Below are 12,696 nucleotides of genomic sequence, written 5' to 3' on the forward strand. Positions count from 1 at the left end.
ATTAACCTTCTAAAAATTCTATTAATTCAGGATCAGACACAATGCGAGTAATCATTTGCTCAGTCAACTTATTAAGCTGACCTTCTATTTTTGCTCGTTCGTGACCAAATGGCCCTTCTAAATTAGCACTACCTCGGTACACCTTACTAAAATTGCTTGAAGCGCGAATAACACGAACACCAAGCTCTATTTGGGCTTCGCTGGTATGGCTGACCAGCTTTTCGGTTACAACCGCTTGCAATGCATGAATGTCAATTTCAAAGCGTACGGTTGCTAAATTTGAGATGCTTGCACCATTTCGGCTAAGCGCGCTATCTAAAATACTTTTAACTGACTGTGTAATCCCTTGGCTGGCAAACGTTTTTATTTTATCAGATTCAATAAGCTTAAGCGTTGAAGTATCACCTCGTAAATCAATTACGCTAGTACTTAAGCTACTATTTATTGTACTTACTTGCCCGCTTTTATAAATTGGGTTAAGGATCACCTGATTAGGCTGATTAGCACAACCAGCTAATATAAGTAGCGCACATAGGCTAAAAATAGTTTTAATCATTACGTTCCTAATAGTTTTTAGTTGCGCTAAGCACTACAAACTTCTTATTCGAGCCTAGCAGTTTACAGTTGCCAAACATACGATTTAGTTTATCGTGGTAGTCTAAATGACGATTACCGATAATACGTAATTCACCGCCTTGCTTTAGAGTCTCTTTAGCCTGTTTAAACATTTGCCATGCAATATGATCTGTTACCGCTTGTGCTTGATGAAATGGAGGGTTACACAACACCATATCTACGCTGTCTTGAGTGAAGTCAGTTAAACAATCGTTTTCAATAAATTGGCAGTTATCAAATTGTTCAGGCATGTTTTGTTCTACATTTAAACGTGCAGACTCAACCGCCATGTATGACTCATCAACAAAGGTAACGGATGCTTTAGGGCAACGAGCAAGCGCCATAACACCAACAACGCCATTGCCACAACCCAAGTCGATTATGCTGGTTTCTTTTTTAGTTTCTGGTAAATAATTAAAAAAGAATCGAGCACCTATATCTAATGAGTCGCGTGAAAATACATTTGCATGATTTGTTATATTAAATTCAGTGCCTTCAAGTGGCCAAGTAATAGGGAAATCAGCTGCTTTGTAGCCACCTTTTGCGGTGCTTAACATAAGGCGTGATTTTTTAACCGCTAAACTTGTTTTTGTTTCACCAATAAATTGCTCAAACGATTTTATTGTTGAATTATGAATTTCTTTTGTTTTGCCTGCTGCAATTACCGGTGTACCAGGTGCAAGTATTTCGCTTAATTCACTTAGTTGAAATTGTAAAAAACCCACGTTACGCGGTATTTTTATTAGCACTAAATCTATGTCGTCAGGCAATGCAGACAGACTATCTATTTGGCTAAACTGCGCCGTAGATAGTTTGTTTATTTGTAAGTTATACGCTACAGCTTGATGGCTAATATAAGAATCGTTAACTGAACAGACCGTTAATTGATTAAAACTACAAGCAAGTGCGCCAAAGCTATCGTTTAAAATAAGCAGTGAGCGACAATCTGGGTGATGTTCGTTAACATAATTGATAAGGTACTCATCGGCTGAATCCCACGCTTGTAAACTGCGGTTTTTTTGATCCAAAGGGAAGCGTTCAAGAGTAAATGTTTTATCGCCTAGCTGGGCTTGTGTCGTCATAATGGTATTTGATCAGTAAACTAATGTAGGTAAATTCTAACATGCAACGGCAAAACGCCAACCCCCAACAGTTACCAAATGGCTTTTCTTATCAAAGTAGGGCACTTAGCGCGCAAAAAAGCCTCGATTTATTTTATTATTTGCAAAAAAATCTAACTTGGCAGCAACCCGACGTCACTGTCTATTCAAAAACAGGCCCAATTCCTCGGCTGCAATGCTTTATTAGCGAGCATAATTTTGAATATGGGTATTCCCATAGCAAATTAATAGTGGAGCCTTGGCCTGATACTTTATTAGCAATGCGTAAGCGCTTAGAAAAACATTTAAATCAGCCATTGAATTCTTTATTGGTTAATTATTATCGAGATGGTAACGATACTATGGGCTGGCACAGTGATGACGAAATAGAGCTGGGCCATCAACCGACTATCGTGTGTATATCGCTTGGGGCAGAGCGTATTTTAAAGCTTAAACAAAAATCGACAAACAAAGTAATCGACTTAAAGTTACAAAGTGGCAGCTGTTTAGTTATGAATGGCGACAGTCAACGCGATTATCAACATGCAATCCCAAAGCAAACTACATTAGCTCACCCACGAATTAGCTTAACGTTCAGATACATAAAGCAAATCAAACAAGCTCAATTTTAGTTAGCCAATAGGCTTGGCTAGTTGTTATGATAATAATATAACTTAACTACAAAAATGGTTTTTATGTCAATGCAGCAACAAATTCAAGAAAAAATCAGCAGCGCAATTGCCTGTAAGCATTTAAATGTAATTAATGAAAGCCACATGCACAGCAAAGGCACCGAGTCACATTTTAAAGTTATTGTGGTAAGTGAAGAATTTGCCGGCAAACGCCTATTACAACGCCATCGTGAAATTAATGAAATATTAAAAGATGAGTTAGCAAATCATATTCACGCACTCGCTATCCATACTTATACACCGGATGAGTATACCGAGCAGGGCGGCGAAGCACCTGATTCGCCTAATTGTATGGGCGGTTCTAAATCTAGCTAAGTAATCGTTTTATAAGACATTTGATTAGTGATTAACTGATCAGATCAGTGTTTTTAGTATTAGCCTTTAAACTAGCGCTAATTTTTATTGTAAAAGATATAGGATCATCAATGGTCATTAAGCCTAAAATTCGTGGATTTATCTGTACCAACGCACACCCAACGGGATGTAGCGAGCATGTTCAAGAACAAATTAACTATGTAAAACAACAAGGCGCGTTAAAAAACGCACCAAAAAATGTATTAGTTATTGGCGCATCTACAGGCTACGGCTTGGCATCGCGTATCACAGCTGCATTTGGTGGCGGTGCTAAAACACTCGGTATTTTCTTTGAAAAAGAAGGTACTGAACGTAAAACAGGTTCTGCTGGTTGGTACAATACTGCAGCATTTCAAGAAGCAGCAGACGAAGCGGGTCTTTGGTCTAAAAATATTAATGGTGATGCGTTTTCAAACGAAATCAAGCAAAAAGCAATCGACACCATTAAAGCAGATTTGGGTAAAGTAGATTGTATTATTTACAGCCTAGCGTCTCCTCGTCGTACAGATCCAAATACGGGCGAAGTGTTCTCATCTACACTTAAGCCAATAGGTAATGCAGTAACCACTAAAAACTTGAATACGTCAAAGCGCGAAATTGACGAAATTACTGTTGAAGCAGCAAATCAAGACGATATCGATAACACCATTAAAGTAATGGGTGGTGAAGATTGGGAAATGTGGATTGACGCATTAAAAGCCGCTGATGTGTTAGCTGATAATTTTAAAACCACAGCGTACACTTATATCGGTAAAGAGCTAACATGGCCAATATACGGACATGCGACAATTGGTAAAGCAAAAGAAGATTTAGACCGTGCAACCGCTGCAATTAAAGAGTCAACAAAGGATTTAAATGGCGAAGCCTATGTATCATCACTTAATGCAGTGGTAACACAAGCAAGCTCGGCTATTCCTATTATGCCTTTATACATTTCAGCATTATTTAAAGTAATGAAAGCAGATGGTACTTATGAAGGTACAATTGAGCAAATTCAGGCTTTATTTAGTGAGAACTTATATGGTGATAACCCACGCTTTGATGACGGCGGCCACTTATTTCAAAACTACAAAGAATTAGAAGACGATGTGCAAGCACGTGTTCAAGCTGTTTGGGATAAAGTAGATACGAGCAGCATTGATGAGTTAACCGATTATGTGGGTTACCATAACGAATTTTTACGTTTATTTGGCTTTGGTATTGAGGGTGTTGATTACGAACAAGATGTGGATTCGGTCAAACCAATTGCAAATATGATTGATTAACCATATTTTCAAATATGTAATTAAAAAGTCGCTTAGTGCGACTTTTTTGTTTTGCGGGCTTTTTTGAACAATTGTGATTAAAAAATGTCATTCTTTGCTTAAGCTACCACTTTGGTCTAACTTAAATTTTATTAAATACACATAACAAAACTAAATAAGTGTTTCTGTCGTATAATTTTCATAATTAGACTCGCATAGTCGCCCACAATGATGTTAAAATTAAGGCAATATGTGAAGAGTTTTTACCGCGTTGCTTATTTAGTATTCATAGCGAGTTGTTCTTTTATACATTGAAATAACTTGGGATAGCTCAAATGGCGACGTGGTTGGTACGATTTTTCAGTTTCTTTCCGTTAATGTAGTGCAAGTGCGTATGATCAACATAAAAAAAGGTCTGGATTTACCCATAGAGGGCGCACCTCAGCAAGTTATTCACGACGGTTCTCCCGTCAAACGTGTAGCTGTGCTAGGTGAAGAGTTTATTGGTATGCGTCCAACCATGCATATCCGTATGGATGACCAAGTTAAAAAAGGCCAGGTACTTTTTGAAGATAAAAAGAACCCCGGCGTCCTATTTACCGCACCAGCTTCTGGTGTTGTAAAAGAAATAAATCGTGGTGCTAAACGTGTGCTGCAATCTGTTGTTATTGAAGTAGACGGCAGTGAGCAAATCACCTTTGACTCTTTCTCTGACACTGAGCTTACGAGCTTAGATCGTGAAAAAGCTAAAGAAGTACTTATCCAGTCTGGTCAGTGGACGGCACTTCGTGCTCGCCCATTCAGCAAAGTTGCGGCTGTGGATGCAAATCCTAGCTCTATTTTTGTGACCGCTATCGACACTAATCCTCTTGCTGCAGATCCTGCGGTAGTTATTGCTGATAATGTGCAAGCATTTGAAGCGGGTTTAGCCGTTGTATCGCGTTTGACTGATGGAAAAGTATTTGTTTGTAAACAAGTTGGCAGTCAAGTTCCTAGCTCATCAATAGCTCAAGTAGAAGTACATGAGTTTGGTGGTGTGCATCCGGCTGGCCTTGTAGGCACTCATATCCACAATCTTGACCCTGTATCTGCTAGTAAACAAGTTTGGCATATTGGTTACCAAGACGTTATTGCGTATGGTCACTTATTCCTTACGGGTGAAATTTACACAAGTCGTGTTGTTTCGCTTGCAGGTCCTCGTGTTAAAAACCCACGTTTAGTGAAAACACAATTAGGTGCTTCATTGGATGATTTAGTTGCTGGAGAATTAGAAGACGGTGATAACCGTGTTATTTCTGGTTCTGTTTTATCTGGTGCTACTTCAAACGGTGTTAATGCGTTCTTAGGTCGTTACCACGTTCAAGTATCTGTATTACTTGAAGGTCGCGAAAAAGAACTATTTGGCTGGATTGCACCAGGTAGTGATAAATTCTCTGTAACGCGTACCTTCCTTTCTCACCTCACACCGAGTCGTTTATTTAAAATGACAACGTCTACAGGTGGTTCAAAACGTGCCATGGTACCAATTGGTAGCTACGAGCGCGTAATGCCGTTAGATATTTTGCCTACGCTATTATTACGTGACTTAATTGCACGTGACTTAGACAGTGCAATTTCATTAGGCGCGCTTGAACTTGATGAAGAAGATTTAGCGTTATGTACCTTCGTTTGTCCTGGCAAATACGAGTATGGTTCTATCTTGCGCGATTGCTTATCAACGATCGAGAAGGAAGGCTAGAGAGATGGGTTTAAAAAAATATCTAGAAGATATCGAGCCGAATTTTGAAGCCGGTGGAAAATATGAAAAGTTTTATGCACTGTATGAAGCAGCTGCAACTATTTTTTATACACCCGGCTATGTAAATAAAGGCAAGACACACGTACGCGATAATATCGACCTAAAACGCATGATGATTTTAGTGTGGATGGCGACGTTCCCAGCTATGTTTTTTGGTATGTTCAACATCGGTCACCAAGCCGCAGGTGCTTTAGCGCAAGGTTTTGAACTAGCAAACTCGTGGCAGGTTGGTCTGTTTCAGTTCTTTGGTGGTGAATTAACCGCTAATGCAGGCTGGGGCGCTAAAATGTTCTACGGAGCATGTTTCTTCCTACCTATTTACGCAGTCACATTTGCTGTAGGTGGTTTTTGGGAAGTGATTTTTGCTTCTGTGCGTAAGCATGAAATTAACGAAGGTTTCTTCGTTACTTCTGTATTATTTGCACTTATTTTACCTGCAACAATTCCTTTATGGCAAGTTGCACTAGGTATCACATTCGGTGTAGTAATCGCTAAAGAAATTTTTGGTGGTACTGGTCGTAACTTCTTAAACCCTGCTTTGGCTGGTCGTGCGTTCTTATTCTTCGCATACCCTGCGCAAATTTCGGGTGACACAGTATGGACTGCAGTAGATTCTTTCTCTGGTGCGACTATGCTAGGCCAAGCTTTTGTTGGCACACTTGATTTTTCAAACATGGAATTATGGTGGAATGCATTTTACGGTTTCATTCAAGGTTCTGTTGGTGAGACATCGACACTTGCATTACTTGTAGGTGGTTTATTCTTAATTTACGTTCGCATCGCTTCTTGGCGTATCGTACTAGGTGTATTCCTAGGTATGGTAGCAACGGCATTCTTATTAAATGCTGTTGGCTCAGAAACTAACCCTGTATTTGCAATGCCTTGGTATTGGCATTTAGTGCTTGGTGGTTTTGCGTTTGGTATGTTTTTTATGGCTACTGACCCTGTATCGGCTGCATTTACTAACAAAGGTAAATTTGCATACGGTTTACTAATTGGTCTTATGGTGGTTCTTATCCGTGTTGTGAATCCTGCTTTCCCAGAAGGTATGATGCTAGCAATTTTATTTGCTAACTTATTCGCTCCACTGTTCGATCACTTTGTAGTGCAAGCTAATATCAAGCGGAGGTTGGCACGTAATGTCTAGTAATAACGAATCAATCGGTAAAACGTTAGCAGTTGTTGTCGCACTATGTTTAGTGTGTGCAATTATTGTATCGTTTGCTTCTGTACAGCTTCGTCCTTTACAGCAAGCTAATAAAAATAAAGATATTCAAAGCAATATCTTAGCAGCTGCGGGCATAGATAAAGTTGAGAATGTATCTGATACATTTAATGCTAAAATCGAAGCGCGCGTTGTAAATATGACCACAGGTGAGTTTGTAGATACAGACCCAACAATCTTTGATTTTGAAAAAAGCAAATACGATGCGGCGCTAAGTGTTTCTCTAAAAGAGAAAGGCGTTAAAGACATTGCTGGTATTCAACGTGTGACTAAAGAGTCACCGGTGTATATCTCGAAAAAAGAAGATGGCTCTATTGATGCAATCATTCTTCCTATTCAGGGCTATGGCTTATGGGGCTTAATGTACGGTTTTATCTCGCTTGAGAGCGATGGCGAAACAGTTAAAAACATTATCTTCTACAAACATAATGAAACGCCTGGCTTAGGTGGTGAAATCCAAAATCCACAGTGGACTGCTACGTGGCAAGGCAAAGAGCTACCAATTCAAATTGTTAAAGGTACTGCTAACGGCAATGAGCATAAGATCGATGGTCTTTCAGGTGCTACATTAACGTCTAACGGTGTTGAACATGCAGTTGACTTTTGGACTGGCGAAAATGGCTTTGGCCCTTTCCTTGCGAAAGTACGTAAAGGAGCATTGAAATAATGGCTGATACTAAAGAAATGAAGGCGGTCCTATTTGGTCCGGTTTTAGCTAACAACCCAATCGCACTACAAGTACTGGGTATTTGTTCTGCGCTAGCGGTAACGTCTAGCTTAAAAAATGCGTTAATTATGTCAATCGCATTGACGTTAGTAACTGCATTTTCTAGCTTCTTTATCTCGATTATTCGTAACCAGATCCCATCGTCAGTACGTATCATTGTACAAATGACGATTATTGCATCATTAGTAATTGTTGTTGACCAAGTATTGCAAGCGTTTTCTTATGCTACAGCTAAAGAGCTTTCAGTATTTGTTGGTCTAATTATTACTAACTGTATTGTAATGGGTCGTGCTGAAGCATATGCGATGAAGTCACCACCACTTATGTCATTCCTTGATGGTATTGGTAATGGTTTAGGCTACTCTGTTGTTTTACTTACTGTTGGTTTCATTCGTGAGCTATTCGGTAAAGGAACACTATTCGGTGTTGATATTATCCCATTAGTACAAGATGGCGGTTGGTATCAACCTATGGGTCTATTAATATTACCACCGAGTGCATTCTTCATCATTGGTTTATTCATATGGGTACTTCGTACTTATAAGAAAGACCAAGTAGAAGCTAAAGCGTAAGGGGCACACAGTGGAACATTATATTAGTTTGTTTGTAAAAGCCGTTTTTATTGAAAACTTAGCGTTATCATTTTTCTTAGGCATGTGTACTTTTTTAGCAGTATCTAAAAAAGTGACTACTTCAATTGGCCTAGGTGTAGCGGTTATCGTTGTTTTAGGTATTTCTGTACCTGTTAACAACTTGGTTTACCATGCTGTGTTAGCACCAGGCTCACTTACGTGGCTTGGTTATCCTGATGCAGACCTTAGCTTTTTACGTTTCTTAACTTTCATTGGCGTTATTGCAGCGCTAGTGCAAATTCTTGAAATGGTATTAGATAAGTTCTTCCCAGTACTTTACAACGCGTTAGGTATCTTTTTACCATTGATCACAGTTAACTGTGCAATCTTTGGTGCGGTATCTTTCATGGTTGAGCGTAACTATAACTTCGGTGAGTCTGTTGTTTATGGTATTGGCGCTGGTGTTGGTTGGGCACTTGCAATTACATTGCTTGCAGGTATCCGTGAGAAAATGAAGTATTCAGACGTGCCAGACGGCTTACGTGGTTTAGGTATTACCTTCATCACTGTTGGTTTAATGGGACTTGGCTTTATGTCATTCTCTGGTATTTCACTGTAAAGGTAGCGAGGATAAATCATGGATTATCAGATTTTCTTAGGCGTTGGTGTTTTTATCGCTATCGTTGTACTACTGGTTTTAGTCATCATTGGTGCTAAATCTCAGTTAGTTGCAAGCGGTGATATCATCATCGGTATTAATGGTGATAAAGATAAAGCCATTACTACATCAGCAGGTAATAAGCTTTTAAGTGCATTATCTGAGTCAGGTATATTTGTATCATCTGCATGTGGTGGCGGTGGCTCTTGTGGCCAGTGTCGTGTACACATTAAAGAAGGTGGTGGCGATATCCTGCCAACTGAGCTTGATCACATATCTAAAGGCGAAGCCCGTGAAGGCTGTCGTTTAGCGTGTCAGGTAAATGTTAAAAACGACATGGAAATTGAGCTTGAAGAGTCAATTTTCGGTGTTAAGAAGTGGGATTGTGAAGTTATCTCTAACGATAACAAAGCAACGTTCATTAAAGAACTTAAGCTTCAAATTCCAGATGGTGAGTCAGTACCGTTCCGTGCGGGTGGCTACATCCAAATCGAAGCGCCACCTCATCACGTTAAATATGCAGATTTCGATGTTCCTGAAGAATATCGTGGTGATTGGAACCACTTTGGTTTCTTCGATCTGGAGTCAAAAGTAGACGAAGAAACTATTCGTGCTTACTCAATGGCTAACTACCCAGAAGAAGAAGGCATCATTATGCTTAACGTGCGTATTGCTGCTCCGCCGCCAAGAAACCTTAGCTTGCCGTGTGGTAAAATGTCTTCGTACATTTGGTCACTTACAGCTGGCGATAAAGTAACTATTTCAGGTCCATTTGGTGAGTTTTTCGCTAAAGACACCGATGCAGAAATGGTATTTGTTGGTGGTGGTGCTGGTATGGCGCCAATGCGTTCTCATATCTTTGACCAACTTAAACGTTTGAACTCTAAACGTAAGATGAGCTTTTGGTATGGTGCACGTTCTGAACGTGAAATGTTCTACGTAGAAGATTTTGACGGCTTAGCCGCTGAAAATCCTAACTTCGTATGGCATACAGCGCTTTCAGATCCACAACCTGAAGATAACTGGGAAGGCTATACTGGCTTTATCCATAACGTGTTATTTGAGAACTATCTTAAAGATCATGAAGCGCCGGAAGATTGTGAGTACTACATGTGTGGTCCTCCAATGATGAACGCGGCAGTTATTACTATGCTTAAAGATTTAGGTGTTGAAGACGAAAATATCTTACTAGATGACTTCGGTGGCTAACACTCATACCAAAACAGTTTAGTTTTGGTTAAAATACCAGCCTCGTAGCACTTGTGTTACGAGGCTTTTTTATTCTTTAATTTTTTAATCTATTAAGTAGAGCAGCTATGAATCGAGTAAGTACTTCACAAGGCATAATGGCTTTTTTGCTAATTACACTGACCTTATTATTGTCTGGGTGTGGTGAAAAGCCTGAGTTAAAAGAGACCTTTTTAGAAGGTAAAACTATGGGGACCACTTATCATATTAAATATTACGATGAGCAAGCTCAGTTGTCGGCCTCACAATTAAAGTCGCAAATAGACGCTGTTTTAAAAGATGTTAATCAATCTATGTCTACTTACATAGAAGACTCTGAGATAAATACATTCAACAGATTACCAGCAAATCAGGTTATGCCGATTAGTGAAGATTTTAGGGCTGTTATATCTGAGTCTATTCGGTTAGGTGAGTCAACCAAAACACTTGATGTCACTATGGGGCCATTAATCGATTTATGGGGATTTGGCCCAGATAAAAAACCAACTAATCGTCCTAGCGATGAAGAGTTAGTTAGTATGATTAAAAATATAGGCGTTGATAAGCTTACGCTAACAGCTCAAGGTTTGGCTAAAAAAGTGGCTGGCTTAGAGCTATCGTTTTCGGCAACGGCTAAAGGCTACGGTATTGATAAGGTGGCGCAATTATTAGAAAGCCACAATATTACCAACTACATGGTTGAAATTGGCGGTGAGCTTCGAATTGCAGGCGAAAAGCCAAATAATAAAGATTGGGTAATAGCTATAGAGCAACCAGATGCACAACCTGGAGAGCGTAAAGTACACCGTATTTTAACGCCGGGTACTAATGGTATTGCAACGTCAGGTGATTACCGGATTTTTTATGAGATGAATGGTGAAATTTATACTCATTTAATTGACCCAACAACAGGAATGCCAACTAAGCATGACCTAGTATCGGTAACCGTGCTTCATCCAAGTGCTATGACAGCTGATGGTTTAGCGACAGCATTAACCGTTATGGGCATGGATAAAGCGCAAGCTTATGCTCAGGAGCATGACTTACCTGTATATTTAATCGCTAAATCGAAAGACGGTTTAATAACATACTCAAGCCCTGCATTTAAACCTTATTTATAGTAAGGCGCGGGCTTGTTTATTTCCACGTTATTTGGGTATATAATTGCAGTCGCTCAGAAATGTTTTGAGCTTAATTTATTGCTGATCAATAGGGGCTAAGCAATGTCACTTTTTCTTCTTACTTTTGGCTTACTAATTTTGATAGTGTCGGCTATGGCCGTTGGTATGATCGTGCAAAAAAAATCTATGGCAAGCAGCTGTGGTGGTTTGGGCTCGGTTGGTATTGATAAAGCTTGTGATTGCGATGATCCATGTGATAAGCGCAAAAACCGTTTAGCAAAAGAGCAAGCCTGGAAAGAAAATCAAATTATTTAAGTCCGCCTTAAATAAAAATATTAATTTCATTAAAAGCATGAACACTCTAACGAGTAAATAATCGCTTATTAGTACAATGTAATTGATATGAAAAGCGCTTAATAGCGCTTTTTTTGTGCCTGTAAAACCCAATACCTATTTTATTAAAAACATGATCATTCTTTCGTATTAAATAACTCTCACTGCGTTAAAAGTTATTCACGGTCGACTGCATGGATACAGGAGGTAGAGTAATGCAGAAGTAATTGCCGAGCACAACTGTATGCCATAATTTCGCCTTATGTATGGCTATTTTCTTAGCGCCATAATAGATCACTAATTTAGTGTAATTAGTGTAATGCAATATAAATGTATTAGACAAAGGTTTATGGTTTAGTTTTTTTCACCTGTTAGGTTTATTTTTCTCGTTTGTAAAATTGGAGCTAACACTCTAAAGTTTAACCATAGACACAGAGCAAGGCTCTTGTCATAAGTTTGAGGCAAAGTTAGCCTCGCTTAAAAGAATCTTTATATTGTGTGTGAAGATGTTGTCAGTGTGAAAAACAACTCAGGTTCGTGGATTTATTTCTATAAAAAAGAATTTGAGTTGTTTTTATTTTCTACAGCGCCGCGTAATGTAAACCAAAAATCTTTATATTGTGTGTGAAGATGTTGTCAGTGTGAAAAGCAACTCAAGTTCGGTGGATTTATTTCTATAAAAAAGAATTTGAGTTGTTTTTATTTTCTGCAGCGCCGCGTAATGTAAACCAAAAATCTTTATATTGTGTGTGAAGATGTTGTCAGTGTGAAAAACGGCTCAATTTCGGTGGTGACTGAATTTGGGCTGTTTTTATTTGTGTTCCGTTATTCCTCCAGATTATTCTTCAAAGTTATATTGTTATCCTTAATTAACCAGAGTTCAGGTTAAATAATACCAAACTGCATAAATCTTTGATCAATTTAACGAATTAAATTGCACTATAACGTCGTTAAAATTTTTTATTTAGAACAACTAGATACAAAAATTTTTGCCTAGTTCTAGCGTAATTTTCTTAACGTCAAATAGAAC

The 12,696-nt window shown here is 38.9% G+C and carries 13 protein-coding genes; 11 read left to right on the plus strand and 2 right to left on the minus strand.

The window, feature by feature from the left end:
* Position 1 precedes the first annotated feature (1 nt).
* Together CWB66_RS05205 and CWB66_RS05210 are read right to left on the minus strand one after the other, a co-directional pair.
* Positions 2 to 556, minus strand: coding sequence for a YajG family lipoprotein (locus CWB66_RS05205; RefSeq protein WP_138584571.1), 555 nt, complete (start codon positions 554 to 556; stop codon positions 2 to 4).
* Between the two features lie 7 nt (positions 557 to 563).
* Positions 564 to 1,697: a methyltransferase gene (locus CWB66_RS05210; protein ID WP_138584572.1), complete on the minus strand. Its 1,134-nt coding sequence runs from the start codon at positions 1,695 to 1,697 to the stop codon at positions 564 to 566.
* Between the two features lie 41 nt (positions 1,698 to 1,738).
* On the opposite strand from CWB66_RS05210, the gene CWB66_RS05215 reads away from it, so the two are divergent.
* From CWB66_RS05215 to nqrM, 11 genes are all read left to right on the plus strand, one after another.
* A complete protein-coding gene (locus CWB66_RS05215) occupies positions 1,739 to 2,347 on the plus strand; it encodes an alpha-ketoglutarate-dependent dioxygenase AlkB family protein (RefSeq protein WP_138584573.1) in 609 nt (202 codons plus the stop codon).
* 63 nt (positions 2,348 to 2,410) lie between these two features.
* Positions 2,411 to 2,722, plus strand: a complete 312-nt coding sequence (locus CWB66_RS05220; RefSeq protein ID WP_138584574.1) for a BolA family protein — start codon at positions 2,411 to 2,413, stop codon at positions 2,720 to 2,722.
* Between the two features lie 110 nt (positions 2,723 to 2,832).
* Positions 2,833 to 4,026: an enoyl-ACP reductase FabV gene (fabV, locus tag CWB66_RS05225; protein WP_138584575.1), complete on the plus strand. Its 1,194-nt coding sequence runs from the start codon at positions 2,833 to 2,835 to the stop codon at positions 4,024 to 4,026.
* A 373-nt stretch (positions 4,027 to 4,399) separates the two neighbouring features.
* Positions 4,400 to 5,743, plus strand: a complete 1,344-nt coding sequence (locus tag CWB66_RS05230) for a Na(+)-translocating NADH-quinone reductase subunit A (protein WP_138584576.1) — start codon at positions 4,400 to 4,402, stop codon at positions 5,741 to 5,743.
* Between the two features lie 4 nt (positions 5,744 to 5,747).
* Positions 5,748 to 6,950, plus strand: coding sequence for an NADH:ubiquinone reductase (Na(+)-transporting) subunit B (locus CWB66_RS05235; protein ID WP_007376131.1), 1,203 nt, complete (start codon positions 5,748 to 5,750; stop codon positions 6,948 to 6,950).
* Positions 6,943 to 7,695 carry a Na(+)-translocating NADH-quinone reductase subunit C gene (locus CWB66_RS05240; RefSeq protein WP_077535712.1) on the plus strand — a complete coding sequence of 251 codons (753 nt, stop codon included), beginning with the start codon at positions 6,943 to 6,945 and terminating at the stop codon, positions 7,693 to 7,695. The genes CWB66_RS05235 and CWB66_RS05240 overlap by 8 nt, the downstream gene beginning before the upstream one ends.
* On the plus strand, positions 7,695 to 8,327 hold the full coding sequence (locus tag CWB66_RS05245; protein WP_077535711.1) for an NADH:ubiquinone reductase (Na(+)-transporting) subunit D: 633 nt from the start codon (positions 7,695 to 7,697) through the stop codon (positions 8,325 to 8,327). The genes CWB66_RS05240 and CWB66_RS05245 overlap by 1 nt, the downstream gene beginning before the upstream one ends.
* A 10-nt stretch (positions 8,328 to 8,337) precedes the next feature.
* On the plus strand, positions 8,338 to 8,946 hold the full coding sequence (gene nqrE / locus CWB66_RS05250; protein WP_007376134.1) for an NADH:ubiquinone reductase (Na(+)-transporting) subunit E: 609 nt from the start codon (positions 8,338 to 8,340) through the stop codon (positions 8,944 to 8,946).
* 18 nt (positions 8,947 to 8,964) lie between these two features.
* Positions 8,965 to 10,194, plus strand: coding sequence for an NADH:ubiquinone reductase (Na(+)-transporting) subunit F (nqrF, locus tag CWB66_RS05255; protein ID WP_096793557.1), 1,230 nt, complete (start codon positions 8,965 to 8,967; stop codon positions 10,192 to 10,194).
* A 107-nt stretch (positions 10,195 to 10,301) separates the two neighbouring features.
* Positions 10,302 to 11,333, plus strand: coding sequence for an FAD:protein FMN transferase (locus tag CWB66_RS05260; RefSeq protein WP_138584577.1), 1,032 nt, complete (start codon positions 10,302 to 10,304; stop codon positions 11,331 to 11,333).
* A gap of 102 nt (positions 11,334 to 11,435) precedes the next feature.
* Positions 11,436 to 11,648, plus strand: a complete 213-nt coding sequence (gene nqrM / locus CWB66_RS05265; protein WP_007376137.1) for a (Na+)-NQR maturation NqrM — start codon at positions 11,436 to 11,438, stop codon at positions 11,646 to 11,648.
* The last annotated feature ends 1,048 nt before the right edge of the window (positions 11,649 to 12,696 follow it).

The organism is Pseudoalteromonas sp. S558 (assembly GCF_005886635.1).
Taxonomy (GTDB): Bacteria; Pseudomonadota; Gammaproteobacteria; order Enterobacterales; family Alteromonadaceae; genus Pseudoalteromonas; species Pseudoalteromonas aliena.

Bases quoted from the DNA above. Each gene is read 5' to 3' on its own strand.
- CWB66_RS05205 (WP_138584571.1), bottom strand. From the start codon at position 556: ATGATTAAAACTATTTTTAGCCTATGTGCGCTACTTATATTAGCTGGT.
- nqrM (WP_007376137.1), top strand. From the start codon at position 11,436: ATGTCACTTTTTCTTCTTACTTTTGGCTTACTAATTTTGATAGTGTCG.
- CWB66_RS05245 (WP_077535711.1), top strand. From the start codon at position 7,695: ATGGCTGATACTAAAGAAATGAAGGCGGTCCTATTTGGTCCGGTTTTA.
- fabV (WP_138584575.1), top strand. From the start codon at position 2,833: ATGGTCATTAAGCCTAAAATTCGTGGATTTATCTGTACCAACGCACAC.
- CWB66_RS05210 (WP_138584572.1), bottom strand. From the start codon at position 1,697: ATGACGACACAAGCCCAGCTAGGCGATAAAACATTTACTCTTGAACGC.
- CWB66_RS05220 (WP_138584574.1), top strand. From the start codon at position 2,411: ATGTCAATGCAGCAACAAATTCAAGAAAAAATCAGCAGCGCAATTGCC.
- CWB66_RS05260 (WP_138584577.1), top strand. From the start codon at position 10,302: ATGAATCGAGTAAGTACTTCACAAGGCATAATGGCTTTTTTGCTAATT.
- CWB66_RS05240 (WP_077535712.1), top strand. From the start codon at position 6,943: ATGTCTAGTAATAACGAATCAATCGGTAAAACGTTAGCAGTTGTTGTC.
- CWB66_RS05235 (WP_007376131.1), top strand. From the start codon at position 5,748: ATGGGTTTAAAAAAATATCTAGAAGATATCGAGCCGAATTTTGAAGCC.
- nqrF (WP_096793557.1), top strand. From the start codon at position 8,965: ATGGATTATCAGATTTTCTTAGGCGTTGGTGTTTTTATCGCTATCGTT.
- CWB66_RS05230 (WP_138584576.1), top strand. From the start codon at position 4,400: ATGATCAACATAAAAAAAGGTCTGGATTTACCCATAGAGGGCGCACCT.
- CWB66_RS05215 (WP_138584573.1), top strand. From the start codon at position 1,739: ATGCAACGGCAAAACGCCAACCCCCAACAGTTACCAAATGGCTTTTCT.